Source organism: Enterobacter sp. UPMP701, assembly GCF_053709515.1.
Genome location: NZ_JBSKJN010000005.1, coordinates 92144 through 117420 on the forward strand (window position 1 = coordinate 92144; position 25277 = coordinate 117420).

Here is a 25277-nt window from a genome sequence, read left to right on the forward strand (position 1 = left end):
GAGCGTATGGCGTATTCAGGTAAGGTGGATATTCAGCAGGTGATCGACGAGAGTCCTTTTTCACGGTTTCACTGGCTTCTTATCGTGCTGGGCTTTCTGGTTCTGGCGATCGATGGTTTCGATACCGCAGCGATGGGCTACATTGCGCCTACGCTGTCGGCAGAATGGGGAATACACAAACAGGATCTGGGGCCGGTGCTGAGCGCGGCGCTGCTGGGGCTGTCGCTGGGAGCCCTGATTGCAGGTCCGGTATCGGACCGGATGGGACGCAAGCGCGTGCTGGTCTTTTCATGCCTGTTCTTCGGCCTGGCGAGTCTGGGCACGGCCTGGGCGCAAAGCCTGAATACCCTGACGCTGTGGCGCTTTCTGACAGGACTCGGCCTCGGCGCCGCCATGCCTAACGCCATTACGCTTATCTCCGAGTTTGCCCCTCAGCGCTGTCGCGCCATGGCGATTAATACCATGTACTGCGGCTTCCCTCTGGGTGCGGCGGGCGGCGGCGCGATCTCTTCCTGGCTTATACCTCACCACGGCTGGCGAAGCGTGCTGCTGACCGGCGCAATTGCGCCGCTGATTTTAACCGTGCTGCTGGCGCTGCTGTTGCCGGAATCGGTGAAGTTTCTGGTGCAGCGCGGGAAGGACGTCATGCAGGTTCGCCGTATTGCCAGCCGGTTCGCCCGCAGCACGCTGGAGAGCGTTACGGGCTTTTTCCTGGCTGAGGAGAAAGTCGCGTCTAAAAAAGGGAGTGTGTCGCAGCTGTTTGCCATGCCCTGGCTGCCCGGTACCCTGATGCTGTGGGTCACCTACTTTATGGGACTGGTAATTTATTACGTCCTGCTGAGCTGGATGCCAACGCTGATGCAGGGGATGGGTTATGCGCTGGCGGAATCCGCCTGGCTCACCTCGCTGTTCACCTTTGGCGGCACCGCCGGCATTCTGCTCGCGGGCTGGATGATGGACCGCTGGGAAGCGCACAAGGTGGTCGCAGGGGGATTTGTGCTGACGATGGGCCTGATTCTTTTGCTTGGCATTGAGCATAACCATATCGCCCTGTTTGGCGGGCTGATTTTCCTGATGGGGATCGCCATGAACGGCGCGCAGTCGGGTATGCAAACCCTGGCGGCCACCTTTTACCCTACCGAGTGCCGCGCAACGGGCATCGCCTGGATGCAGGGGATCGGCCGCTTTGGCGGCGTAGCGGGCACCATGACCAGCGCCCAGCTTCTTTCCATGCAGTGGCAGGCAGACAGTATTTTAATGATCCTCAGCGTGCCCGCCCTGGTGGCCGCTGCGGCAACCGTCTACAAAATGCTGCGCTGTCGCGCTCAGGAACCCGGCGTCGCGTAGTTCCTCTCTTTTCTGCTATTCTGCCCCCGCAATTAAGGGGGCAGCATGCTTAACATCGTCTTATTCGAACCAGAAATTCCGCCGAACACCGGCAATATCATCCGCCTGTGCGCCAACACCGGTTTTCGTCTGCACATTATTGAGCCGATGGGCTTTACGTGGGACGACAAACGTCTGCGCCGCGCGGGTCTGGATTACCATGAATTTACCGCCGTGGTGCGCCATCACGATTACGCCGCGTTTATGGAAGCAGAGAAACCGCAGCGCATGTTCGCCCTGACTACCAAAGGCACGCCAGCGCACAGCGCCGTGAGCTATCAGGAGGGTGACTATCTGATGTTTGGCCCGGAAACGCGCGGCCTGCCAGCCGCCATTCTTGATGCCCTGCCCGCTGAGCAGAAAATCCGTATTCCGATGATGCCGGACAGCCGCAGCATGAACCTGTCGAACGCGGTGTCGGTGGTGGTGTATGAAGCCTGGCGCCAGCTGGGTTATCCGGGCGCCATTCTCAGAAGTTAAATGCCGTCACCATACTCAAACGTATGGTGAATACCGTTGAAGTGCTGATCCATATCCATGGACGGCTTATCGCTGTCTGGCTTACCGACGATGCGCGCCGGAACGCCAGCGGCGGTGGTGTGCGGCGGAACCGGCTGGAGCACCACGGAGCCTGCGCCGATTTTCGCGCCACGTCCGACTTCGATATTGCCGAGGATTTTGGCACCCGCGCCAATCATCACCCCTTCGCGAATTTTCGGATGGCGATCGCCGCTGGTTTTACCGGTACCGCCCAGGGTGACCGACTGCAGGATCGAGACATCATCTTCAATCACCGCCGTTTCCCCGACGACAATCCCGGTAGCGTGGTCGAGCATGATCCCGCGGCCAATCTTTGCCGCCGGGTGAATATCGACCTGGAACGTCACGGAGACCTGGTTTTGCAGGAAGATCGCCAGCGCGCGGCGGCCTTCATTCCATAACCAGTGGCCGATGCGGTAAGCCTGCAGGGCGTGAAAACCTTTCAGGTACAGCAGCGGCGTAGAGTATTTATCCACCGCCGGGTCACGCGTGCGCACGGCCTGGATATCGCAGGCAGCAGAGGCGATCATTTCCGGGTCTGCGGCGTAGGCTTCTTCCACCACTTCACGGATGGCGATAGCGGGCATGATCGAGGAGGCCAGCTTGTTGGCGAGCATATAGCTCAGCGCGCTGCCCAGATTTTCGTGCTTGAGTAACGTCGCGTGGTAGAAACTGGCCAGCATTGGCTCACAGTCGGCCAGCGCCCGGGCTTCGGCTTTAATATTGTTCCAGACGATATCCAGTTCTTCACACGGCATTGCTAACTCCAGACGATAGTATAATGACCAGCCAGTTCTGCGCTGGCTGGGTCATTCAGGTGACAACGGTTCCGACTAGTTACTGCTGCGCTCGTCCTTGCGCGCACGACCTAATAAGGTCAATGCTGCCTCGCGCGCATTTTTTCCGCAATACAATACCTGATAAATTTCCTCGGTTATTGGCATTTCGACACCAAACCGGTGCGCCAATTCGCGAACTTCTTTGGTATTGCGGTAGCCTTCCACCACCTGTCCAATCTTCTCCTGCGCGCTTTTTACATCGCTGCCCTGTCCGAGCATCATGCCAAAGCGGCGGTTACGAGACTGGTTGTCGGTACAGGTCAGCACCAGGTCGCCCAGGCCCGCCATCCCCATAAAGGTGGCCGGATCGGCACCCAGCGCTTCGCCCAGACGGGACATCTCGGTTAAGCCGCGGGTAATCAACGCTGTACGTGCGTTGGCACCAAAGCCAATCCCGTCAGACATCCCGGCACCGATGGCAATCACGTTCTTCACCGCGCCGCCCAGCTGTACACCGATAAAATCGGGGTTGCTGTAGACGCGGAAGCTCTTGCCGCAGTGCAGCAGTTGCTGGAGATCGTCAGAGAAGGCCTGATCGGTGGAGGCCAGCGAGATCGCCGTTGGCAAGCCCGCAGCCAGCTCTTTAGCAAAGGTCGGCCCGGAGATGACCGCCAGCGGGATCTCATCACCCAGCGCTTCGCGGGCAACGTCCTGCAGCAGGCGTCCGGTTTCCGCTTCCAGCCCTTTGGTCGCCCAGACGATGCGCGCATCAGGACGCATCAGCGGCTTGATCTGATTCAGCACGTCGCCAAAAACATGGCTCGGCACCACAATCAAAATGTTGCGGCTGGCCGCCAGCGCGGTCGCAAGGTCGCTTTCCAGGTGCAGGGTGTCAGGGAACGGAACGTCCGGGAGAAACGCCACATTGCAACGGTCGCGCTGCAGCGTGGCGATATGTTTTGGATCGTGGCCCCACAGGACCACGTCGTGACCATTTCTTGCCAGCGTGATGGCAAGAGCGGTGCCGTATGAGCCGGCACCGATCACAGTCATTGACGCATTAACAGTGCTCATCAGGCATCCTGATGTTGTTCGGCACCTTCGCCAGCCTGCTGCTGCAGATAGTTCATGAACAGCGCATCAAAGTTCACTGGCGCAAGGTTCAGTTGCGGGAATGTACCGCGAGAAACCAGGCTGGTGATGCATTCACGGGCATACGGGAACAGGATGTTCGGGCAGTATGCACCCAGGCAATGCGCCATCTGGTTGCCTTCGATGCCGCCGATGGAGAAGATACCGCCCTGCTGTACTTCACACAGGAATGCAGTTTCTTCGCCCAGAGAGGCGGTCACGGTCACACGCAGTACGACTTCATACACGTCATCCGCCAGCTGGGTGGATGCGGTATCCAGATCAAGTTTAACCTCTGGCTGCCAGTCTTTCTGGAAAACGTGCGGCGCATTTGGCGCTTCGAAAGAGACGTCCTTGGTGTAGATACGCTGGATCTGGAAAGTCATTTCGGTGTTATTTTGTTCTGACATGGAAATACCCTTTTTAATTGTCCTAAAGTCTCTTAGCGCAGCAGTGGATCGAGTCCACCACGGGCGTCGAGCGCATACAAATCATCACAGCCGCCAATGTGCTGTGCATCAATAAAAATCTGCGGAACCGTCGTACGACCACTACGTTGGATCATCTCTTCGCGTTTAATCGCGTCACCGTCGATCGGCAGTTCCTGGAACGTGACGCCTTTGCTGTTCAGCAGCGCTTTCGCACGGTGGCAGAACGGGCACGTCGCTTTGGTGTAGATCTCAATATTGGCCATGACTGAACTCCTTATTTACCGCGTACCAAAGGAAGATTTTCCCCGCTCCAGCCGGAAATTCCTTCTTTCAGTACCGTTACATTTTCGAAGCCCGCTTTATAAAGCGCGCTGGCAGATTCCTGCGCCTGCATACCGGTCGCATCCACAACGATAATCGGCTGGGCTTTGTGTTTTTCAAGCTCACCAACGTTGTTAGCTTTGATTTCAGCTGGCAACAGGTTGATTGCGCCGGCAATGTGACCTTTACGGAAATCGTCACGCTGACGCAGATCGACCACGACGGCATCTTCTTTGTTAATCAGACGCGTCGCTTCACCACGGGTGATAACCTTAATCTTAGACGTCAGGCTCTTAAATGTGGTGAACAGCACAGCAGCCAGCAGGCCAATCCACGCGATGCTCAGAACCGGATGGCGGCTAACGAATTGCATAATTTCTTGCATGGAGGGTAACTACTCCCGACTAAGTGATAAAAAAACCAGGACAGGAGTATACCTGTGCGTTCTGGCAAATACAGCCAGCGACCATAACCTAATCCATTTTCTGCGGCATGCCACCTAAAAAAATGCCTCAAAATGGTCTGGTCACCACCTTGCCCCCGCGCTTTCTTTGATCTTCTGCGGCTATTTGATCGATTCAGCTGTAGTAAAATTACGCAAATTTTGACTCTTGAGCATGAGGTTGTTGCAATGTCGGTTTCTAAAAAACCTATGGTACTGGTGATTCTGGATGGCTATGGCTACCGTGAAGACAGCCAGGATAACGCTATTTTCAACGCAAAAACCCCGGTCATGGATGCACTGTGGGCAAAACGTCCGCATACCCTGATTGACGCATCCGGTCTGGAAGTGGGCCTGCCGGACCGCCAGATGGGCAACTCCGAAGTCGGTCACGTTAACCTCGGCGCAGGCCGTATCGTGTATCAGGACCTGACTCGTCTGGACGTCGAAATCAAAGAACGTACCTTCTTCGCGAACCCGGTTCTCTGCGGTGCTGTAGATAAAGCCGTTGCCGCAGGCAAAGCCGTGCACATTATGGGTCTGCTCTCTGCAGGCGGCGTGCACAGCCACGAAGATCACATCATGGCGATGGTTGAACTGGCCGCCGAGCGCGGTGCGGAAAAAATCTATCTGCACGCCTTCCTCGATGGTCGCGATACGCCGCCGCGCAGCGCAAAAGGCTCTCTGCAAGCCTTCGAAGATAAATTCGCCGCGCTGGGCAAAGGCCGCGTGGCCTCCATTATTGGTCGTTACTACGCGATGGACCGCGACAACCGCTGGGATCGCGTTGAACAGGCCTATGACCTGATGACTCTGGCAAAAGGGGAATTCCAGTTCGCGACCGCCGTTGCAGCGCTGGAAGCCGCTTACGCGCGTGATGAAAACGATGAATTCGTGAAAGCAAGCGTGATCCGCGCTGAAGGCCAGGCCGATGCCGCCATGGAAGATGGCGACGCGCTGATCTTCATGAACTTCCGCGCTGACCGCGCGCGTGAAATCACCCGTGCGTTCGTGAATAGCGATTTCGACGGTTTCGCCCGCAAGAAAGTGGTGAGCATCGACTTCATCCAGCTGACTGAATACGCCGCAGACATCAAAGCGCCTTGCGCTTATCCGCCAGCATCTCTGGCAAACACCTTCGGCGAGTGGATGGCGAAGAACGACAAAACGCAGCTGCGTATCTCCGAAACCGAAAAATACGCGCACGTGACCTTCTTCTTTAACGGCGGCGTTGAAGAGCCGTTCAAAGGCGAAGAGCGCATTCTGATCAACTCACCGAAAGTTGCGACTTACGATCTGCAGCCAGAAATGAGCTCTGCAGAATTAACTGAAAAACTGGTCGCGGCCATCGAGAGCGGCAAGTACGACACCATCATCTGTAACTACCCGAACGGCGACATGGTCGGTCACACCGGCGTGATGGAAGCAGCTGTTAAAGCGGTTGAAGCGCTGGACCATTGCGTTGAGCAGGTCGCGAAAGCGGTTGAATCCGTCGGCGGCCAGCTGCTGATCACCGCTGACCACGGTAACGCTGAACAGATGCGCGACCCGGCAACCGGCCAGGCGCACACGGCTCATACCAACCTGCCGGTTCCGCTGATTTATGTGGGTGATAAATCAGTGAAAGCAGTGGAAGGCGGCAAGCTTTCCGACATCGCGCCAACCATGCTGTCGCTGATGGGCATGCCGATCCCTGAAGAGATGACTGGTAAGCCGCTGTTCATCGTGGAATAATCGCTCCCCATGAGGGGAAAGGCGATTTTTTCAATCACATGGGTCGTGAAGCCGCTTAGGCTATCAGTCAGACCTCTGCTTTGCGCCAGCGCACTCAGCGCTGGCGTATTGCTGTGCGCCGCATCCGCCCACGCGGATGACCGCGACCAGCTGAAATCCATTCAGGCCGATATCGCCGCTAAAGAGCGTGCGGTACGCCAGCAGCAACAGCAGCGCGCCACCCTGCTCGCCCAGCTTAAAAAGCAGGAAGAGGCCATCTCCGCGGCAGCGCGTCAGTTACGTGAAACGCAAAACACCCTCGCTCAGTTGAATAAACAGATCGACGAAATGAACGCGTCGATTGCCAAACTGGAACGCCAGCGTGATGCGCAGGAACGCAATCTCGCGGCTCAGCTCGATGCCGCCTTCCGCCAGGGTGAACACACCGGCCTGCAGCTTATCCTCAGCGGTGAAGAGAGCCAGCGCGGCCAGCGTCTGCAGGCCTACTTTGGCTATCTGAACCAGGCACGCCAGGAAACCATTGCGCAACTGAAGCAGACGCGTGAAGAGGTCTCCACCCAAAAAGCGGAGCTGGAAGAGAAGCAGAGCCAGCAGCAGACGTTGCTCTATGAACAAAAAGCGCAGCAGGCAAAGCTTGAGCAGGCCCGTAATGAGCGCAAGAAAACGCTGTCCGGTCTCGAATCTTCCATTCAGGAAGGTCAGAGCCAGCTAAGTGAAATGCGCGCCAACGAATCAAAACTGCGTAACAGTATCGCCCGTGCGGAAGCCGCAGCGAAGGCGCGTGCCGAAAAAGAGGCCCGCGAGGCGCAGGCGGTTCGCGACAAGCAGCAGGAAGCCTCCCGCAAAGGAACCACCTACAAGCCAAGCGAAAGCGAACGTTCCCTGATGTCGCGTACCGGTGGTCTGGGTTCCCCTCGTGGCCAGGCTTACTGGCCGGTTCGCGGCTCTATTCTGCATCGCTATGGCGAACAGCTGCAGGGTGAGCTACGTTGGAAAGGGATCGTTATCGGTGCGTCTGAAGGTAGCGAAGTGAAAGCCATCGCCGATGGCCGCGTGATCCTGGCCGACTGGCTGCAGGGTTACGGGCTGGTGGTCGTGGTCGAACACGGAAAAGGCGACATGAGCCTTTACGGCTACAACCAGAGCGCGCTGGTCAGCGTCGGCACCCAGGTGCGCGCGGGCCAACCCATCGCCCTTGTGGGCAGCAGTGGCGGTCAGGGCCGCCCGTCACTCTATTTCGAAATTCGTCGTCAGGGTCAGGCGGTCAATCCACAGCCGTGGTTGGGAAGATAAGTTTTGCTTCAATTTCGTCGAATGATTCTCTCCGTCGTCAGCGCACTGGCGCTGGCTGCACCGGTATACGCAGGCAAACTCGCCATCGTGATTGATGACTTCGGTTATCGTCCTCACTATGAAAATCAGGTGCTGGCGATGCCGTCAGCCATCTCTGTCGCCGTCCTCCCGAATGCGCCACACGCGCATGAGATGGCGACCAAAGCCCACAATAGCGGCCATCAGGTCCTTATCCATCTGCCGATGGCACCGCTCAGCAAGCAGCCGCTGGAAAAAGATACCCTGCGCCCGGATATGAGCAGCGATGAGATCGAGCGCATCATCCGCGACGCCTACAACAAAGTGCCGTATGCCGTGGGTCTGAACAACCATATGGGCAGCGCGATGACCTCCAGCCTGTACGGTATGCTGAAAGTGATGCAGGCGCTGGAACGTTACAATCTCTACTTCCTCGACAGCATGACCATCGGCAACAGCCAGGCGATGCGTGCCGCTCAGGGTACAGGTGTAAAGGTCATTAAGCGTAAAGTCTTCCTGGACGACTCCCAGAATGAAGCGGATATCCGCGTGCAGTTTAACCGCGCGGTAGCGCTGGCGCGCCGTAACGGTTCGGCCATTGCCATCGGGCACCCGCATCCGTCTACCGTTCGCGTTTTACAGCAAATGCTGCCGACCTTACCCGCCGATATCACGCTGGTACGCCCGAGCGATCTGCTCAATGAACCGCAGGTAGATACGTCTCGTCCGGAGAGCGCTCAACCTCCGGCAACGCAGCCGCGTAATCCGTTCCGCGGCGTGAAAAACTGCACGCTGAAACAACCGCCTGAACCGGTGCATGCAACCCGCTTCTTCGCGGTCATCAGCGAAAGCGTGAGCCAGAGTACGCTGGTGCAATACTTCCAGCATCAGTGGCAGGGCTGGGGGAAAAAAACAGCAGCGAGCCCAACCCAGTGACAGGCGATTAAGGTAGAAAGATGCCGCAACGACACAAAATTCTGCTCCTCGATACCGGTAAAGAGTGGGGAGGAGGCACCAACAGCATGCTCGAACTTCTGAAGCGGATTAACCGCGAGAAGTTTGATATTACCTGTTGTTTTTACAGCGATTACAGCCGGGCCGAAGGGGAAACCATCGGCCAGGTGTTGAACGGCATTGGCATCCCGTTAATTGTCATTCCGCAGCAAAAGCAGCCCGGTTGGGCGAAGGTTGCGAAAGAGCTGGGCCGTGGCCTGCTGTTTTTCTCGCGCAGCGCCCGCAAGGCGTTTACCCGACATATTGATACGCTGTGGCGCATTCGCCCCAACGTCAGTAAGATCGAGACGATTTTCAGGGATGGCGGTTTCGATACGCTGTATATGAACAACCAGCCGGGCTCTAACGAAGAGGGTTACCTGGCGGGCGCAAAGCTGCGCACTCGGATCATCCAGCACTGCCGCATTGAACCGGTGCTGACGCCGCCGCTGGTGAAGCTGGTGAATGCCCATGCCACAAAAATCATTGCCGTGTCGCACGGCGTCGAGCGCGTGTTGCTTCAGCATGGCGTCCGGCCCGAACTGTGCACGACGGTCAATAATGCCATCGATATCCACCAGCCTTTGCCCGACCGACGCGCCATGCGCCAGCGCCTGAACATTGATGAAGAGACGTTTGTGTTCGGCAGCATTGGCTCATTAATCCCACGCAAGGCCAACCACCACACGCTGGAGGCGCTGGCCCAGTTCAGCCAGAAGCATCCGCAGGCAAAATGGAAGATGGTGCTTGTCGGTGAAGGGGCTGAACGTGGCGCACTGGCAGCACAGGCTGACGCGCTGGGTATTGCTGAACACGTGATTTTTACCGGTTTCCAGAACACGCCTTTTGACTACCTTGCTACCTTTGACGCGTTTATTCTCGCCTCGCAGAGCGAAGGTCTGCCCCGCGTCGTGCTGGAAGCGATGCTGCTGAACATCCCCGTCATTGGTTCAAAAGTGACCGGCACGGCAGAATTGATCGATCACGAGTCGACCGGGCTGTTATTCCCCTGGAGCGATGTGTCGCAACTTGCTCAACATCTGGATAATATCTGGCGGGATCCTGATTTACGCGCCCGGCTCGCCGCGGCTGCGCATCAGAATGTCTGCAACGTGTATGCCATTGAAAGCTATGTTAACGGTGTCGAGGCCGTGCTTGGCGCGCAATAACCAAACGAGAAGAACATGTTTAAATTCCTGAATGCCCGCTACCGCCACATCACCGGGCGACATAACATTCCGTACGCTTCCCTTCCGGTCACGCGCGATCTCGTGGCGGTGGACTCCATCGTGATCCCGTGTACGGGCGCGGATTTTGTCGAAGAAGCGTTATTGTCAGCGACCTTTGCAGAGCGTTACGCCACGGACGTCAGCGAGATTGTTATCGTCAGCGATCAGCCTGAATCCGCTTTCGGCAAACTGCCACCAAAAACCCGTGTGGTCACGCTTACCCTTCCGGTACGTGAGGAGAATTACCGCTATAAGCAGATCTACCTCAGCCGTCTGGTGAAGCTGAACGCCCCGCTGCAGGCGCGCGGTGAAGGGGTATTGATGATCGACTCCGATCTCAACCTGCTGAAAATGCCAGAGATCAACATGGCGGATATGCACATCTACTCCAGCTTCCGTCAGGGCAAAATGATTGCCAAGCTGGACGGTGCGCCAGCGGAGAAGGTGCCGGCGTATTACAAAGAAACGGTGCGCCCGTATCTGGTCGATCACGTTAACGGCGCGTTTCTTGCCGCCACCAAAAAGACCTGGCGCCGTATCTGCCCGCTGTGGCTGACGCTGTTCCAGGATACCTGGGAGCTGATGGATGACACGCAGCCGCCGACCGATCAGCTGCCGCTCGCCGCGCTGCTGGACATGCTGGATCTAAAAACGGTTAACCTGGGTGACTGGATGAACTGGCCGGTCTCCAAGAAGATCGGCGGTCAGGAAGCCGTTGTGCCGAAAGAGGTGATTGGCGCACACGGCGGTTTCCCGCTTTCCGAATGGCAGAAGTATCTTGAATCGCCGGATAATAAGCTGCTGTTCAAAGGTCAGGATTACACCCGCAAGGTGCGTTATCTGACGGACGAAGAGAAAAAGAATCAGTAAAAAAAGGGGCCGCAGGCCCCTTTTTGATTACTTATCCCAGCTCAGGATCACTTTCCCTGACTGGCCGGAACGCATCGCGTCAAAGCCCTGCTGGAACTCATCGATGGAGAAACGGTGAGTAATAATCGGGGACAGATCCAGACCGGACTGGATCAGCGCCGCCATCTTGTACCAGGTCTCGAACATCTCGCGGCCATAGATGCCCTTGATGAACAGCCCTTTGAAGATGACTTTGTTCCAGTCAATGGACATATCTGACGGCGGAATACCCAGCATCGCGATACGGCCACCGTGGTTCATGGTGTCCAGCATGGTGCGGAACGCCGGTGGCGCGCCGGACATTTCCAGTCCCACGTCAAAGCCTTCGGTCATGCCCAGCTCTTCCATCACGTCGGTCAGGCTCTCTTTGGAGACATCCACCGCGCGGGTGACGCCCATTTTACGCGCCAGCGACAGGCGGTATTCGTTCACGTCGGTGATCACGACGTTGCGCGCACCCACGTGCTTCGCCACGGCTGCCGCCATAATGCCGATTGGGCCCGCGCCGGAGACCAGCACGTCTTCACCCACCAGGTCGAAGGAGAGCGCCGTGTGTACCGCGTTGCCGAACGGGTCGAAGATGGAGGCCAGATCGTCAGAGATATTGTCCGGGATTTTGAACGCGTTAAACGCCGGGATCACCAGGTATTCCGCGAAGCAGCCCGGACGGTTTACGCCCACGCCGACGGTGTTGCGGCACAGGTGCGTGCGTCCACCGCGACAGTTACGGCAGTGGCCGCAGGTAATATGGCCTTCACCGGAGACGCGATCGCCAATCTTGAAGCCTTTCACTTCCTGGCCGATACCGACCACTTCGCCGACATATTCGTGACCGACAACCATCGGTACCGGAATGGTTTTCTGCGACCACTGGTCCCAGTTGTAGATGTGAACGTCAGTACCGCAGATGGCGGTTTTACGAATTTTGATCAGCAGATCGTTATGACCGACTTCCGGCTCCGGCACGTCGGTCATCCAAATCCCTTCTTCCGCTTTCAGTTTGGATAACGCTTTCATCACACGTCCTCAGGCAATTACGCCCAGCTGTTTACCGATGCGGGTAAAGGCTTCCACCGCACGTTCAATTTGTTCAGGCGTATGCGCCGCAGACATCTGGGTGCGGATGCGCGCCTGACCTTTTGGCACCACCGGGAAGAAGAACCCGGTGACATAAATCCCTTCTTTCTGCAGTTCGCGGGCAAACTGCTGCGCGACGACCGCATCGCCCAGCATCACCGGGATAATGGCGTGATCGGCACCGGCCAGGGTGAACCCTGCGGCGCTCATTTTTTCACGGAACAGACGGGCGTTGGACCACAGGCGGTCACGCAGCTCAGCGCCGGATTCCACCATCTCCAGCACTTTAATGGACGCAGCCACAATCGCCGGTGCCAGGGAATTGGAGAACAGATACGGACGGGAGCGCTGACGCAGCCACTCGACCACCTCTTTGCGCGCGGCGGTATAGCCGCCGGACGCGCCGCCGAGCGCTTTGCCCAGCGTACCGGTGATGATGTCCACGCGGCCCATTACGTCGCAGTATTCGTGGGAACCACGACCATTTTCGCCCACAAAACCGACCGCGTGAGAGTCATCGACCATCACCAGCGCGTCGTATTTATCCGCCAGGTCACACACGCCCTTCAGGTTGGCGATCACGCCGTCCATGGAGAACACGCCGTCGGTGGCGATCAGCACGTGGCGAGCCCCCGCTTCACGGGCCTCTTTCAGGCGCGCTTCCAGCTCAACCATGTCGTTATTGGCGTAGCGGAAACGCTTCGCTTTACACAGGCGTACGCCGTCGATGATAGAGGCGTGGTTCAGGGCGTCGGAGATAATCGCATCTTCTGCGCCGAGCAGGGTCTCAAACAGACCGCCGTTGGCGTCGAAGCAGGAGGAGTACAGAATCGCGTCTTCCATTCCGAGGAAGCTCGCCAGCTTTTGCTCAAGCTGCTTGTGGCTGTCCTGCGTACCGCAGATAAAGCGTACGGAGGCCATGCCGAAACCGTGGGTGTCCATGCCGTTTTTTGCAGCGGCAATCAGCTCAGGGTGATTCGCAAGACCTAAGTAGTTGTTCGCACAAAAGTTGATCACATGGCTGCCGTCGGCAACGGTGATGTCCGCCTGCTGAGCAGACGTGATAATACGCTCTTCCTTGAACAACCCTTCCGCACGTGCGGTGTCGAGGTCGCTGTTTAACTGTTTGTAAAAATCACCACGCATTGCAATTCTCCAGACTCGGCAAATTTCGGCACATATTACCCAAACCTATAGTTCATGACGAGATGACGCAGTATCTCTTCTCGTTTTTGCAGCATAAATCACGTGTAACCCTGCTGCATATCGGTGAATGGCTGAAGGGTCGTCATACTAATGATATGATATGAATATTAGCGTCCGGGATTGTCCCCGGGCTCCACACTTCAAAGGTTACAGTTATGATCATCGTTACCGGCGGCGCGGGCTTTATCGGCAGCAACATTATCAAGGCCCTCAATGACAAAGGCATCACCGACATCCTGGTGGTGGACAACCTGAAAGACGGCACCAAGTTCGTTAACCTGGTGGATCTGAACATCGCTGACTACATGGATAAAGAAGACTTCCTTATCCAGATTATGGCGGGTGAAGAGTTCGGCGAGATCGAGGCCATCTTCCACGAAGGTGCGTGCTCCTCCACCACCGAGTGGGACGGCAAGTACATGATGGATAATAACTATCAGTACTCCAAAGAGCTCCTGCACTACTGCCTGGAGCGTGAAATTCCGTTCCTGTATGCCTCTTCAGCGGCAACCTACGGTGGGCGCACTTCAGATTTCATCGAATCCCGCGAATATGAGCAGCCGCTGAACGTTTACGGTTACTCCAAATTCCTGTTTGACGAGTACGTGCGTCAGATCCTGCCAGAAGCGAACTCCCAGGTTGTTGGCTTCCGCTATTTCAACGTCTACGGTCCTCGCGAAGGCCACAAAGGCAGCATGGCGAGCGTGGCGTTCCACCTGAACACCCAGTTGAATAACGGTGAAAGCCCGAAATTGTTTGAAGGGAGCGACGGCTTTAAGCGTGATTTCGTCTACGTGGGCGACGTTGCCGCAGTAAACCTGTGGTTCTGGGAAAACGGCGTTTCCGGCATCTTCAACCTGGGCACCGGTCGCGCGGAATCCTTCCAGGCGGTGGCAGATGCGACGCTGGCATACCATCAGAAAGGCAGCATTGAGTACATTCCGTTCCCGGACAAGCTGAAAGGCCGTTATCAGGCGTTCACGCAGGCGGACCTGACCAACCTTCGCGCCGCAGGCTACGACAAGCCGTTCAAGACCGTTGCCGAAGGCGTAACGGAATATATGGCCTGGCTGAACCGCGACGCATAAGTATGAAGATTCTGGTGATCGGCCCGTCATGGGTGGGCGACATGATGATGTCGCAAAGTCTCTATCGCACGCTCAAGGCGCGTTATCCCCAGGCGATAATCGACGTGATGGCACCTGCATGGTGCCGTCCGCTGTTATCGCGTATGCCGGAAGTGAACGAGGCGATCCCGATGCCGCTCGGCCACGGGGCGCTGGAGATCGGTGAACGCCGCAAGCTCGGTCACAGCCTGCGCGAGAAGCGCTATGACCGCGCGTACGTGCTGCCAAACTCCTTTAAATCCGCCCTCGTGCCTTTCTTTGCGGGCATCCCACACCGTACCGGCTGGCGCGGTGAAATGCGCTACGGTCTGCTGAACGACGCGCGGGTGCTGGATAAAGAGGCCTGGCCGCTGATGGTGGAGCGCTACGTGGCGCTGGCCTACGACAAAGGCGTGATGCGCAGCGCGAAAGACCTGCCGCAGCCGCTGCTGTGGCCGCAGCTTCAGGTTAACGACGGAGAGAAGTCCCACACCTGCAACGCGTTTGGCATTTCGTCTGAACGCCCGATAATTGGCTTCTGCCCTGGCGCCGAGTTCGGCCCGGCAAAACGCTGGCCGCACTACCACTACGCCGAACTGGCGAAACAGCTGATCGACGAAGGCTATCAGATTGTCCTGTTTGGCTCGGCGAAAGATCACGAGGCGGGCAACGAAATTCTCGCCACGCTGAGCACCGAGCAACAGGCCTGGTGCCGCAATCTGGCCGGCGAAACGCAGCTCGAACAGGCGGTTATCCTGATTGCCGCCTGTAAGGCCGTGGTCAGCAACGACTCAGGTCTGATGCACGTCGCCGCCGCGCTGGATCGCCCGCTGGTCGCGCTGTATGGCCCAAGCAGCCCGGACTTCACGCCGCCGCTGTCGCACAAAGCGCGCGTAATTCGTTTGATCACCGGCTACCACAAGGTGCGCAAAGGCGACGCCGTAGAAGGTTACCATCAGAGCCTGATCGACATTACCCCCCAGCGTGTTCTCGAAGAACTCAACGCACTGCTGTTGAGCGAAGAAGGATAACGGATGCGGGTATTGATCGTAAAAACTTCCTCGATGGGCGATGTTCTGCATACGCTGCCGTCGTTGACGGACGCTGTGCGGGCCATTCCCGGCGTCCGTTTTGACTGGGTGGTGGAAGAAGGCTTCGCGCAGATCCCCACCTGGCATGAAGCGGTTGACCGCGTGATCCCGGTGGCGATTCGCCGCTGGCGCAAAGCGTGGTTCTCCGCACCGATTAAAGCCGAACGCAAAGCCTTCCGCGAGGCGGTGCAGGCACATCGTTACGACGCGATTATCGACGCGCAGGGGCTGGTTAAAAGCGCCGCGCTGGTGACGCGTTTAGCACACGGCGTAAAGCACGGCATGGACTGGCACACCGCCCGCGAACCGCTGGCGAGCCTGTTCTATAACCGCCGCCACCACATCGCAAAACAGCAGCATGCGGTTGAACGCACCCGCGAGCTGTTTGCGAAAAGCCTGGGCTATGCGAAACCGGAAACCCAGGGCGACTATGCCATCGCGCAGCACTTTTTGCACAATACAGATCCGTCTGCTCAGCCTTATCTTGTCTTCCTGCATGCCACAACGCGTGACGATAAGCACTGGCCGGAAACGCACTGGCGAAGGCTGATTGAACTAATGCAACCCTCCGCTATCCATATTAAACTCCCGTGGGGCGCTGAGCATGAACGGCAGCGTGCAGAGCGTCTGGCAGCAGGCTTTTCCCACGTCGAGGTGTTACCCAAACTCACGCTGGCACAGGTTGCCGCAGAGCTGGCAGGCGCTAACGCCGTCGTTTCCGTGGATACGGGTTTAAGCCATTTAACCGCGGCGCTGGATCGTCCAAATATCACCCTTTTTGGCCCGACCGATCCCGGCCTGATCGGGGGATACGGCAAAAACCAGCATCAGATGGTCAGCCCGACTCAGCAAACGAAGGATATCAGCGCAGATGCAATTTTTTCATTTTTACAGGGCAGCCATTGGCTTTCTAACAGGGATATTTAACCCATGAGTTACGTATTTCTGCTGATTTTACTCTTTCCGGTGAAGCTTCTCCGGAAGCTGTTCCGCAAAGAGACAGGGAAAAACCTGGTTATTCAGACAGCCAAAATCGGCGATTTTGTTAATGCAACGCCCCTTCTGGCCTGGCTGCAAAAAAGCGACGTGCTCATCAGTCGCGGCGTAGGCGCGCTGGCGAAGCATGATGAGACGATCGAAGAGATTTTTTTTATCGAGCAGCATAAACGTAACCTGTGGCGAAAGCTGCTCTTTGCCTGCAGGATCATGAACCGCTATGACAACGTCTATCTCCTGCAACCCAACAGTGTAAATCTCTTTTTCGCTTCCGTGTGTAATGCTAAAAACAAGCAATTTTTGAGCACTTACACACGCAGGTGGTATCACGGGATTTTCTATGCAACGGCAGACGGTACGGTTGAGCACGAAAAGAAGACGCTGTCCGTCACGAACTATCTTAAGCTGGCGGATCGCGCGCTGACCTGGCAAGACGCTCCCAAGCACGCCACAAAGCCACTGTTTAAACCCGCAACCTATCCGGCAATTCTTGATAAACCCGGCGTTATCCGCATTGGCATCAGTATCGCTGCAGGGAATAAAGCGAAAACCGTTCCGCCGGGCATCTGGAAACGGATTGCCGATCACCTCGCCGACCTGCCCTGCGAGTTTTACGTGTTTGGCGCGCCAAATGAACAATCATGGATGGACGATATCACCCGCGCTTACGGTGAACTGCCCAACTTTATTAATCTGATTGGCAAGCTCTCGCTGGAAGAGCTTCCGTGGGCCATTTCTAAGATGGACTGCTATATCGCGTCTGACTCCGGAAATGTCTACATTGCCGATGCAGTGGGCGTGCCGGTCGTCTTACTGTTCGGTCCGTGCTGTCACTACGAGCAGCGCCCGCTTGGCAACGTGTTGCTGATTGGCAATGATGACAATATTTGCTCGTATGTTTTTGAAACTCGTTATTACTTCTCACAAAGCCGGGAAGAACTCTTCGCGGTAACAGATGAATCGCTGGACGAACTCAAACATTTCATTTGCGGACTGCCAACAGCAAATTCTGCCGTTGATGCGCAGGGAAACTAATTACTATGGCTTTTCTCAGCATCATTATTGCCGCACATAATGCCGAAAACACGCTTCACGCCACGCTGGAAAGCCTGCAAAACGCGATAGAGAATGCAGGCGATGATGTAGAAGTCATTATCTTTAATGACAGTTCCGATGATGCCACTCAGAATATTATTGAGACCTGGTTACCAAAGCTTCCGAATGCGCAATCCCGATACGTTGAGTACCGTAACGTAGGGCATGTTCGAAACCGTGCGGTCTCTCTGGCATCAGGCGAATACATTACGATGCTGGATAGCGATGACCTGTTGAAACCGGGTAGCATCCGGGACGCCATCGCATTCCTGAAAGCAGAGCATCCTGATATGCTGCTGACGCGCCTGCTGGAAATACGGGATATGCGGAAAATCACCTCCGACTGGCAAGGATTCACACCTGCCTTATTGTCGCAAAGCGATGCAATAAAGCGTTTCTTGCAGCACAAAGATTTTCAGGCGCATCTCATCGGGCAATTCGCGCATCGCAAACTGTACGCAAGCAACCCGATCCCTGCAATGGTCTGTTATGAGGATTTCGCGGTATTTCCCGGCATGCTGATGCAATCGGGTAAAATATACTACCAGCGCCAGGGGCACTATTACTACATCAAACGCAGCGACAGTTTGTCGAGCCGTCTCGATGCCAGTAAAATCGCTACGCTGGTTGAGTGTACGTTACAGATGGAAAAAACATTCCCGCGATCGTTTAAGCATCTTGTTAATTGCCACTGGTTTGATATCTACAGTAATCATCGGCAACATCTGACCGACCCGCAGCTCAAACTGGTTAAGCAGCGGGTAAACGCACTTTATTCTTTCTCTTTCTTCCTCTCCGGAGATGTACGTTTCAGCTACAAAAAAAGGGTCATTGAGGCATTATGGAAAAAGTAAAACTGCGACTCTATCAGCTGACGCTGATTTTGAGCCTCATTTCATTTGCACTGGCGCTGCTGAGCTCAGGTAAACAACGCGAATTTTTCTATATTGCGGTTTATGCCAGCATTATCGGCTTAGCTTGCGAATATAAAAAAATCACCCTGCGCCCCTTTTCAATCGCGCTCCCCATATTGCTGATTGGGCTGCTCAATCTTGTCTGGTATATGGTGTACGAATATCATAGAGAAGGTTTAAATGCTTACAGCGATTATCTGGGTGCCAGCAAAAAACTGATATTAGCGAGCATTCTCGTTTTCTATATTGACCGGTTTAAAACTTACGTCGATAAAATCACTTTCCAGAAGTACTTTCTGTACGCGGCAGGTGCGGGGGTTGTCCTCGCCACGGGATATGGCTTGTGGCAGGCATCACAGGGTATGGGACGTATACAAATGGCAATCAATCGCGCCACCGTGTCTGCCTATGTTTACTCTGTTCTGTCACTGGCGCTGGTATACGGTCTTTATCTTCAAAAAAAAAGAACACTGTATATCGTCGCGGGTCTCACCATCTTAATATCTTACTTCGTTATTCTTTTAACGGGTACACGTGCTGCAATGGGATTATATTTGCTCCTTGCGATTGTACTCACGCTTTACCATTTCAGAAGAATTCATCTTAAATCAACGCTGATTTTTTTATGTATTGTGGCAGGTATTATTATCGTTAGCTACAAACCGTTGATCTCGCCAAAGATAGATCAAACGCAGATGGAACTGGAAAGCTACCAACAGGGTCATGACACGACGTCACTCGGGGCGCGTTTTTCTATGTGGACAATTGGTATTCAGAACGGGCTTGCACACCCGCTGGGGCAGTCGGTAGAAGACCGTGAAGTATGGACACAGCAGTATGTTAAAAATGGGCATCCGCACCTCGCGGCCGCACTCGATTATATCAGAGTCCATCTGCACAATGAATTCATCGAAAAATACTCTCTGCAAGGGATCCCGGGCCTGGCGATATTACTCTTTTTCTTCGTTTCGATGATCGCGTACGCGCTGAAGAACAGAAATGGCCTGCTGCTGTCGACCATGCTGCTGTTATTACTCTATGGCCTGACGGACGTTATTTTACTGAGCTCAGAAGCCCTAATCTTCTTTGTCACCGTGTTTGCGCTGAGCACACCGTTCTCGCAAACCAGACAACATCAATAAAAGGTAATGCCCGCCAGTCGGGCATTATTTTTTCTTGTATTGATAAAACTCCGCCAGCGTCATCCCTGTCGTCTTATCGGATAGCCAGCTAAAAAGCGCGTCTAGATCCTGATATAACCCTTCAATCGCCGCCTCATCTTTAAACGTCGGGCTTCCGCCGGGCATAAATTCAGACGAGTGAAGCATAAACTCCACATAGTCATGTCCCTGCGACAGGCATTGCTGAGCGACCTGAATCATCTGCGACGCATTGCCTCCGGTCGGTCGTAGCCAGTTCACGGAAGGCGAGCGATATTTCCCGCGAAGCCGATCGTAACCCTGTTTGATCGTGTTCAGCCATGCCGGATGTTTATACTGAATGCTCATCGGCACTTCGAGTAAAGGGCTATTACCCGCCCGGGAAATCGTATCTAAATCCATAAAATAGGCGTGATCGGGGAAGTGCTGATAATCCGTTCCGCCATTACCCTGCGGCGCACCTTTCGCATTGCGCCAGTTCACGCGTGGCGTCACGGAGCAATCAACCTGGTAACCCAGTTCAACGAGCAATTTTGCATAGCGGCTATCAAATGCCCAGCGCCCGGCGCGATGGCTCAGCATCTTGGTCTGGAATGTCTCTTCCAGCAGACGGGTCATGAACAGCACTTTCTCACGCATCACCTCGTCTGAAAATTCAATCAGATAAGGTTGCCAGCGCCAGTCATCTCCCGTGAGATCGTGCTCAGGTGGGCTGTTCCATGCGTGAAGGTGCATTCCCACCTCCCCCTGACCACGGGCGATCACGTCCCTTGCGAATTCGATGAAAACGGGCTCGATCGCCATCTCATAGTTTGTCAGCCAGACGGGCTTAAAACCAAAACGCTCACACAGGGCCTGGAACCGGGCCAGATAGCGCGCGTTTTCCGTTTTAATGACGCGGTGGTTCTGCCAGAGATTATCGCCCTCAGTATCAATCGTGATGATAAACGCTGGTTTTTTCATAATGAGTCCGCAAGACAGGGAAGTTAGCGCTATGTTACGCACTCTCCAAAGCCTGAGTAAACCCTTCCTGGGAAATTCCTGAGATTATGGAGAAAGAGTGCAAGTCGCTATCAGGTCTATTAGAATTGCCAACAGTACAACGCCGATAAGATGATGATGAATAACTTACCTGACACGCCTGATTTGCGCATTTTACTTATCAAACTCCGCCATCATGGCGATATGTTGCTGACCACTCCCGTCATTGATTCATTACGTCAAAAATGGCCGCAGGCACAGATTGATGTGCTGTTGTATGAAGAAACCCGCGATATGCTCGCTGCTCACCCGGCGCTCGGTACCGTTTACGGGATCGATCGTAAATGGAAGCAGCTGGGCACGCTGAAACATCTGCAAAAAGAGTGGCAATTGCTCTGTGCGTTAAGAAGACAACACTATCACCTGGTGATCAATCTTGCCGATCAGTGGCGCAGCGCTATCGTCACCCGTTTCACCGGTGCGCCGGTTCGACTCGGCTTCGCTTTTAACAAGCGCAACAACGCATTCTGGCGGTTTTGCCATAGTGATTTGGTCTCTGTGGCCGGGCACAACGCGCTGCACACTGTCGAACAGAATCTCTCCATTTTGTCGCCATTACCGGTAACCGCTCAACCTGCTGTGACCATGGCCTACCGTGCCGAAGACTGGCACGACGCACACCAAAAGCTGAAGCAAAACGGTGTGGGAGACAATTACATCGTGATTCAGCCTACGTCACGCTGGTTCTTTAAATGCTGGGACGAAGGCAAAATGGCGCAAACCATCACTGCGCTGCAGCAGGATGGTCACACTATCGTACTCACTGCGGGGCCGGATAAAAAAGAGCTGGCGATGATCGAACGCATTCTCGCCGCTTCACCGAAGACGGGAGTTGTCTCGCTGGCAGGCCAGCTCACGTTGCGCCAGCTGGCCTCACTTATCGATCACGCGCGTCTTTTTATTGGCGTTGACTCCGTTCCAATGCATATGGCCGCCGCGCTGCAAACGCCCTGCGTGGCGCTCTTTGGCCCATCCAAACTGACGTTTTGGTCTCCATGGCAAGTCAACGGTGAAGTCATCTGGGCTGGCGACTACGGCCCCCTCCCCGACCCCGACGCTATTGATACCAAAACGAAAGAACGCTACCTCGACGCCATTCCTGTTGATGCTGTCGTCTCCGCTGCAAGGAGATATTTGTCATGAAACACCATCGTCTGGCAATTGTTCGCCAAAAGTATCGCCCCGATGGCGGAGCGGAGCGCTTCGTTTCGCGTGCGCTCACCGCGTTGAGCAACCAGAATCTTGAACTCAACGTCATTACGCGTGAGTGGCAGGGCGAGAAGCAGGACGACTGGCATATCCATATTTGCGACCCGCGTAAATGGGGCCGAATTAGCCGCGAACGCGGGTTTGCCCGTGCTGCCCGTGCGCTCTGGCAACAACAGCAGTTTGATATTGTGCAAAGCCACGAGCGAATTCCGGGCTGCGACATTTACCGCGCTGGCGATGGCGTCCATCGACGCTGGCTGCTGCAGCGCGCGCGCATTCTGCCCGCCTGGCGCGCGAAAATGCTGATGATCGACCGCTATCACCGCTACGTGATGCATGCCGAACGTGAAATGTACCAGGCGCCCGAGTTGAAAGCGGTAATTTGTAATGCGGAGATGATCAAACGCGAAATCGTTGAAGACTTTGATATTGACGCAAAAAAAATACATGTGATTTATAATTCAATAGATTCCACCCGTTTCGTTCCGGTTGAAGAGGCACAGCGTATTACACTACGTCAGCAGTTTGGCTTGCCAGCCGATGCCGTAATATTTTGCTTCGTTGGGTCAGGTTTTGAACGAAAAGGCCTGGCCAGCGCTATACGCGCTATCGCAGGCACAGCAGCCTGGCTGATTGTGGTGGGACAGGATAAAGCAGAAAGTCGTTATCGCGACCTCGCCCGCTCATTAGGCTGCGAAGGTCAAATCCGTTTCCTGGGGATGCAAAAAGAGACGCTGCCTTTTTATCAGCTATCCGATGGTTTACTACTGCCAACGCTGTATGATCCCTTTCCAAACGTCATTCTTGAAGCGATGGCCTGCGGATTGCCCGTCATTACTTCAGAAAGTTGTGGAGGTGCCGAATTTATTCAGCAAGGCCAGAACGGATTTTATTGTGACGCACTTGATATCCACACGTTGAAGGAGGCGATTGCTGCTACCCCTTCTCTGGGAAAAAATAACGATATGGGGCAAGCGGCACGTGAACGTGTTAAAGATGCCACCCCTGAAAAACTGTCAAGTCAGCTTATTACGCTTTATCAAAAATTACTGGATTAAAAATGCGCATCCTAATGATTATTGATGGTTTACCCGGTGGGGGAGCTGAAAAAACGGTTCTTACACTTTCCAGCGGATTAACAGAGATGGGGCATCAGGTCTCTCTCTTCTCTCTGCGGAAAGTGTGCGACTACGCCATCCCGGAAGGCATCGATTATCAGGTCGTTCAGGATACCTGCAAAAAACCGTGGCGAAAGCTGACGGAGATCCCACGCCGCGCCCGTCTGCTGGATCAGGCAATTGAGCGGGCTGAACGCAGCGGAAAATTTGACGTGGTGTTCTCTCACCTGCACAAAACAGACCGCATTGTGGCGCACTGCCGCGCGCTGGAGCGTGATAAAGTCTGGTTCTGCGTGCATGGCATGTTCTCGTTCTCTTATCTTCGCCATCGCAGCGGGCTTTCACGCTGGTTTAAACATCTAAAAATTCGTCACACCTACGAAAACCGAAACGTTGTCGCCGTTTCAGGCGCCGTGTTGAAAGATCTATCAGAGACGCTGGCCCTCAAGCTTCGGCGCCAGGCGGTTATCCACAATCCTTTCGATATTCCTGAAATTCAGCGCCTGGCGGATGCCCCCTTTGAAATGCAAGGCGAGGATTACATCATCCACGTAGGCCGCTTCCATGAACACAAGCGTCACGACCGCCTTTTACGCGCGTTCGCGCTGAGCCAGCTTGACACCACGCTTGTCATGATGGGCAATGGTTCCGACGCCAAAATTCAAAAGCTCAAGCAGCTTGCCCGCGAATTGGGTATTGAAAACAAAACGATTTTCCGCCCGTTCGACGCTAACCCCTATCCCTGGATTAAGGGGGCACGCCTCTTAGTGTTAAGTTCTGACTGCGAAGGTTTTGGTAATGTGCTGGTTGAAGCCATTATCTGCCAGACGCCACCGGTCAGTACCAATTGCCCCGGCGGTCCTGCAGAAATCCTCACCGGATCCCTGGCGCGCGGGCTGGCAGCGTTAAATGACGAGTCACTGGCAAAAACGCTGGTGGACATTTATACCGCCCCGCCGGTCGTTGGCGATGCAACGATTGCGTCGTTCGGTATTAATGCCATTTGCCAGCAATACATTGCTTTGGTCGACAATCAAAAATAATCAGGTTTCTTATGCAAAATTCAGCGCCATTGTTAAGCGTGGTGGTTGCCGTATATAACGGCGAAACTTTTCTGGATCAGTTCTTTACCTGCCTTGTGAATCAACGCATCGACAGCATGGAAGTCATCATTGTTAATGACGGCTCGACTGACCGCTCGATGCAGATCGTCGAAAGCTGGCGTGAAAAACTGCCGCAGCTGCAGGTGATTGAACAGCAAAACCAGGGCGTTTCCATCGCGCGTAATACCGGCCTGGCCGTTGCAACCGGTCAGTATCTCTCTTTCCCGGATATTGATGACGTCTTCAAACCAGGCATGTACCAGCGTCTGCTGGATATGGCCGTTACGCAGGATCTGGATGTCGCCACCTGCAACGGCAACTACGTCTGGGAAAATGATAAGAAACCTTCTCGTCCTATCTTCCCTGAGGATAAACTCGCCTCGACGGGCGTGATGACGGGCCCGGCATGGCTAAAAATGGCGCTGGATTCGCGTAAGTTCCTGCACGTGACCTGGCTTAATATCTATCGCCACGATTTTATCCGTAAACACAGTTTCCATTTCGAACCCGGCCTGCGCCATCAGGATATCCCGTGGACCACCGAAGTGTTGCTTGCCGCAGAGCGCGTTCAGTACACCAGCGAACGCTTTTATGACTACTACATTCACTCTGCCTCGGTATCGCACATGCCGGATAATGACGACACGCTGATTCGCTCCGCGCGCCATTACATGAAAATCCTGCAGATGCTTGATGCTATTAACCAGCGTTACCCGGATAAAGTGAAAAATATCCCCGCCTGCCACTGGCAAATCGCCAAAGAGGGGCTCGGGATCATTCATACCTTCGACAACATGAAGGATGAGACGAAGAAAACAATGATTATCAAAGAGTTCTTCGATACCGGGATCTGGAAGCTTATCTGGAAAAGTGCCAAAAGCCCGCGTTTGCGCTGGCGCCTGGGCCGGCGCTACTTCCGTTTAAAACGGTATCTGGCATAAGAGATAGCTTTACC

The 25277-nt window shown here is 54.9% G+C and carries 25 protein-coding genes; 17 read left to right on the forward strand and 8 right to left on the reverse strand.

Annotated features, from left to right (window positions below; genetic code table 11):
• Positions 1-6 precede the first annotated feature (6 nt).
• Positions 7-1347, forward strand: coding sequence for an MFS transporter (locus ACWKXT_RS13445; protein ID WP_454532631.1), 1341 nt, complete (start codon positions 7-9; stop codon positions 1345-1347).
• A gap of 45 nt (positions 1348-1392) precedes the next feature.
• The gene (trmL, locus tag ACWKXT_RS13450) at positions 1393-1866 is read left to right on the forward strand and encodes a tRNA (uridine(34)/cytosine(34)/5-carboxymethylaminomethyluridine(34)-2'-O)-methyltransferase TrmL (protein ID WP_454532632.1); all 474 of its coding nucleotides are present in this window, start codon (positions 1393-1395) and stop codon (positions 1864-1866) included.
• On the opposite strand, the gene cysE is transcribed toward trmL, so the two are convergent.
• The 5 genes from cysE to ACWKXT_RS13475 form a co-directional block, all read right to left on the reverse strand.
• A complete protein-coding gene (gene cysE / locus ACWKXT_RS13455) occupies positions 1863-2684 on the reverse strand; it encodes a serine O-acetyltransferase (RefSeq protein ID WP_008502718.1) in 822 nt (273 codons plus the stop codon). The genes trmL and cysE overlap by 4 nt on opposite strands.
• Before the next feature lie 75 nt (positions 2685-2759).
• On the reverse strand, positions 2760-3779 hold the full coding sequence (gpsA, locus tag ACWKXT_RS13460) for an NAD(P)H-dependent glycerol-3-phosphate dehydrogenase (RefSeq protein WP_045630251.1): 1020 nt from the start codon (positions 3777-3779) through the stop codon (positions 2760-2762).
• The gene (gene secB / locus ACWKXT_RS13465) at positions 3779-4246 is read right to left on the reverse strand and encodes a protein-export chaperone SecB (RefSeq protein WP_003860835.1); all 468 of its coding nucleotides are present in this window, start codon (positions 4244-4246) and stop codon (positions 3779-3781) included. The genes gpsA and secB overlap by 1 nt, the downstream gene beginning before the upstream one ends.
• Before the next feature lie 32 nt (positions 4247-4278).
• On the reverse strand, positions 4279-4530 hold the full coding sequence (gene grxC, locus ACWKXT_RS13470) for a glutaredoxin 3 (protein WP_080329847.1): 252 nt from the start codon (positions 4528-4530) through the stop codon (positions 4279-4281).
• An 11-nt stretch (positions 4531-4541) separates the two neighbouring features.
• Positions 4542-4973, reverse strand: coding sequence for a rhodanese-like domain-containing protein (locus ACWKXT_RS13475; protein ID WP_014882007.1), 432 nt, complete (start codon positions 4971-4973; stop codon positions 4542-4544).
• Between the two features lie 246 nt (positions 4974-5219).
• On the opposite strand from ACWKXT_RS13475, the gene gpmM reads away from it, so the two are divergent.
• The 5 genes from gpmM to ACWKXT_RS13500 are packed head-to-tail and all read left to right on the forward strand — an operon-like array spanning position 5220 to position 11167.
• Positions 5220-6764, forward strand: a complete 1545-nt coding sequence (gpmM, locus tag ACWKXT_RS13480) for a 2,3-bisphosphoglycerate-independent phosphoglycerate mutase (RefSeq protein WP_454532633.1) — start codon at positions 5220-5222, stop codon at positions 6762-6764.
• A 33-nt stretch (positions 6765-6797) separates the two neighbouring features.
• Complete coding sequence (gene envC / locus ACWKXT_RS13485) at positions 6798-8057, forward strand: murein hydrolase activator EnvC (RefSeq protein WP_454528283.1); 1260 nt, start codon at positions 6798-6800, stop codon at positions 8055-8057.
• A 3-nt stretch (positions 8058-8060) separates the two neighbouring features.
• Complete coding sequence (locus ACWKXT_RS13490; protein ID WP_454528214.1) at positions 8061-9011, forward strand: divergent polysaccharide deacetylase family protein; 951 nt, start codon at positions 8061-8063, stop codon at positions 9009-9011.
• A 20-nt stretch (positions 9012-9031) separates the two neighbouring features.
• Positions 9032-10237 (forward strand): glycosyltransferase, encoded by a 1206-nt coding sequence (locus tag ACWKXT_RS13495; protein ID WP_454532634.1) that lies wholly within the window; start codon positions 9032-9034, stop codon positions 10235-10237.
• A gap of 15 nt (positions 10238-10252) precedes the next feature.
• Positions 10253-11167, forward strand: a complete 915-nt coding sequence (locus ACWKXT_RS13500; protein ID WP_454532635.1) for a hypothetical protein — start codon at positions 10253-10255, stop codon at positions 11165-11167.
• A gap of 27 nt (positions 11168-11194) precedes the next feature.
• Here the strand turns inward: ACWKXT_RS13500 and tdh are convergent, their stop codons facing one another.
• Positions 11195-12223, reverse strand: a complete 1029-nt coding sequence (tdh, locus tag ACWKXT_RS13505) for an L-threonine 3-dehydrogenase (RefSeq protein ID WP_042717745.1) — start codon at positions 12221-12223, stop codon at positions 11195-11197.
• Positions 12224-12232: 9 nt separating this feature from the next.
• Complete coding sequence (gene kbl / locus ACWKXT_RS13510; RefSeq protein ID WP_024906617.1) at positions 12233-13429, reverse strand: glycine C-acetyltransferase; 1197 nt, start codon at positions 13427-13429, stop codon at positions 12233-12235.
• A 215-nt stretch (positions 13430-13644) separates the two neighbouring features.
• On the opposite strand from kbl, the gene rfaD reads away from it, so the two are divergent.
• From rfaD to ACWKXT_RS13540, 6 genes are read left to right on the forward strand one after another with little or no spacing between them, the layout of a single operon-like run.
• Positions 13645-14577 carry an ADP-glyceromanno-heptose 6-epimerase gene (gene rfaD, locus ACWKXT_RS13515; protein ID WP_454528210.1) on the forward strand — a complete coding sequence of 311 codons (933 nt, stop codon included), beginning with the start codon at positions 13645-13647 and terminating at the stop codon, positions 14575-14577.
• 2 nt (positions 14578-14579) lie between these two features.
• Positions 14580-15626 carry an ADP-heptose--LPS heptosyltransferase RfaF gene (rfaF, locus tag ACWKXT_RS13520; protein WP_454532636.1) on the forward strand — a complete coding sequence of 349 codons (1047 nt, stop codon included), beginning with the start codon at positions 14580-14582 and terminating at the stop codon, positions 15624-15626.
• Positions 15627-15629: 3 nt separating this feature from the next.
• Positions 15630-16613: a lipopolysaccharide heptosyltransferase RfaC gene (rfaC, locus tag ACWKXT_RS13525; RefSeq protein ID WP_454532637.1), complete on the forward strand. Its 984-nt coding sequence runs from the start codon at positions 15630-15632 to the stop codon at positions 16611-16613.
• 3 nt (positions 16614-16616) lie between these two features.
• Positions 16617-17717, forward strand: coding sequence for a glycosyltransferase family 9 protein (locus ACWKXT_RS13530; protein ID WP_454532638.1), 1101 nt, complete (start codon positions 16617-16619; stop codon positions 17715-17717).
• A gap of 5 nt (positions 17718-17722) precedes the next feature.
• A complete protein-coding gene (locus ACWKXT_RS13535; RefSeq protein ID WP_454528282.1) occupies positions 17723-18631 on the forward strand; it encodes a glycosyltransferase family 2 protein in 909 nt (302 codons plus the stop codon).
• Positions 18619-19833, forward strand: coding sequence for an O-antigen ligase family protein (locus ACWKXT_RS13540; RefSeq protein ID WP_454532639.1), 1215 nt, complete (start codon positions 18619-18621; stop codon positions 19831-19833). Before ACWKXT_RS13535 ends, ACWKXT_RS13540 begins: the two co-directional genes overlap by 13 nt.
• Positions 19834-19857: 24 nt before the next feature.
• Here the strand turns inward: ACWKXT_RS13540 and ACWKXT_RS13545 are convergent, their stop codons facing one another.
• Positions 19858-20814 (reverse strand): polysaccharide deacetylase family protein, encoded by a 957-nt coding sequence (locus ACWKXT_RS13545; protein ID WP_454528205.1) that lies wholly within the window; start codon positions 20812-20814, stop codon positions 19858-19860.
• Positions 20815-20964: 150 nt separating this feature from the next.
• Between ACWKXT_RS13545 and rfaQ the strand changes: the two genes are divergently transcribed.
• The 4 genes from rfaQ to ACWKXT_RS13565 are packed head-to-tail and all read left to right on the forward strand — an operon-like array spanning position 20965 to position 25263.
• Positions 20965-22035 (forward strand): putative lipopolysaccharide heptosyltransferase III, encoded by a 1071-nt coding sequence (rfaQ, locus tag ACWKXT_RS13550; protein WP_454532640.1) that lies wholly within the window; start codon positions 20965-20967, stop codon positions 22033-22035.
• Positions 22032-23159, forward strand: a complete 1128-nt coding sequence (locus ACWKXT_RS13555; protein WP_454532641.1) for a glycosyltransferase family 4 protein — start codon at positions 22032-22034, stop codon at positions 23157-23159. The genes rfaQ and ACWKXT_RS13555 overlap by 4 nt, the downstream gene beginning before the upstream one ends.
• A gap of 2 nt (positions 23160-23161) precedes the next feature.
• Positions 23162-24262, forward strand: coding sequence for a glycosyltransferase (locus ACWKXT_RS13560; protein ID WP_454528202.1), 1101 nt, complete (start codon positions 23162-23164; stop codon positions 24260-24262).
• Positions 24263-24273: 11 nt separating this feature from the next.
• Complete coding sequence (locus ACWKXT_RS13565; RefSeq protein ID WP_454528201.1) at positions 24274-25263, forward strand: glycosyltransferase; 990 nt, start codon at positions 24274-24276, stop codon at positions 25261-25263.
• Positions 25264-25277: the final 14 nt, after the last annotated feature.

Bases quoted from the DNA above. Each gene is read 5' to 3' on its own strand.
- ACWKXT_RS13500 (WP_454532635.1), top strand. From the start codon at position 10,253: ATGTTTAAATTCCTGAATGCCCGCTACCGCCACATCACCGGGCGACAT.
- trmL (WP_454532632.1), top strand. From the start codon at position 1,393: ATGCTTAACATCGTCTTATTCGAACCAGAAATTCCGCCGAACACCGGC.
- ACWKXT_RS13530 (WP_454532638.1), top strand. From the start codon at position 16,617: ATGAGTTACGTATTTCTGCTGATTTTACTCTTTCCGGTGAAGCTTCTC.
- rfaQ (WP_454532640.1), top strand. From the start codon at position 20,965: ATGATGATGAATAACTTACCTGACACGCCTGATTTGCGCATTTTACTT.
- ACWKXT_RS13535 (WP_454528282.1), top strand. From the start codon at position 17,723: ATGGCTTTTCTCAGCATCATTATTGCCGCACATAATGCCGAAAACACG.
- gpmM (WP_454532633.1), top strand. From the start codon at position 5,220: ATGTCGGTTTCTAAAAAACCTATGGTACTGGTGATTCTGGATGGCTAT.
- ACWKXT_RS13560 (WP_454528202.1), top strand. From the start codon at position 23,162: ATGCGCATCCTAATGATTATTGATGGTTTACCCGGTGGGGGAGCTGAA.
- tdh (WP_042717745.1), bottom strand. From the start codon at position 12,223: ATGAAAGCGTTATCCAAACTGAAAGCGGAAGAAGGGATTTGGATGACC.
- rfaF (WP_454532636.1), top strand. From the start codon at position 14,580: ATGAAGATTCTGGTGATCGGCCCGTCATGGGTGGGCGACATGATGATG.
- ACWKXT_RS13555 (WP_454532641.1), top strand. From the start codon at position 22,032: ATGAAACACCATCGTCTGGCAATTGTTCGCCAAAAGTATCGCCCCGAT.
- kbl (WP_024906617.1), bottom strand. From the start codon at position 13,429: ATGCGTGGTGATTTTTACAAACAGTTAAACAGCGACCTCGACACCGCA.
- grxC (WP_080329847.1), bottom strand. From the start codon at position 4,530: ATGGCCAATATTGAGATCTACACCAAAGCGACGTGCCCGTTCTGCCAC.
- ACWKXT_RS13495 (WP_454532634.1), top strand. From the start codon at position 9,032: ATGCCGCAACGACACAAAATTCTGCTCCTCGATACCGGTAAAGAGTGG.
- rfaC (WP_454532637.1), top strand. From the start codon at position 15,630: ATGCGGGTATTGATCGTAAAAACTTCCTCGATGGGCGATGTTCTGCAT.
- secB (WP_003860835.1), bottom strand. From the start codon at position 4,246: ATGTCAGAACAAAATAACACCGAAATGACTTTCCAGATCCAGCGTATC.
- ACWKXT_RS13545 (WP_454528205.1), bottom strand. From the start codon at position 20,814: ATGAAAAAACCAGCGTTTATCATCACGATTGATACTGAGGGCGATAAT.
- rfaD (WP_454528210.1), top strand. From the start codon at position 13,645: ATGATCATCGTTACCGGCGGCGCGGGCTTTATCGGCAGCAACATTATC.
- ACWKXT_RS13565 (WP_454528201.1), top strand. From the start codon at position 24,274: ATGCAAAATTCAGCGCCATTGTTAAGCGTGGTGGTTGCCGTATATAAC.
- cysE (WP_008502718.1), bottom strand. From the start codon at position 2,684: ATGCCGTGTGAAGAACTGGATATCGTCTGGAACAATATTAAAGCCGAA.
- ACWKXT_RS13445 (WP_454532631.1), top strand. From the start codon at position 7: ATGGCGTATTCAGGTAAGGTGGATATTCAGCAGGTGATCGACGAGAGT.
- ACWKXT_RS13475 (WP_014882007.1), bottom strand. From the start codon at position 4,973: ATGCAAGAAATTATGCAATTCGTTAGCCGCCATCCGGTTCTGAGCATC.
- gpsA (WP_045630251.1), bottom strand. From the start codon at position 3,779: ATGAGCACTGTTAATGCGTCAATGACTGTGATCGGTGCCGGCTCATAC.
- ACWKXT_RS13540 (WP_454532639.1), top strand. From the start codon at position 18,619: ATGGAAAAAGTAAAACTGCGACTCTATCAGCTGACGCTGATTTTGAGC.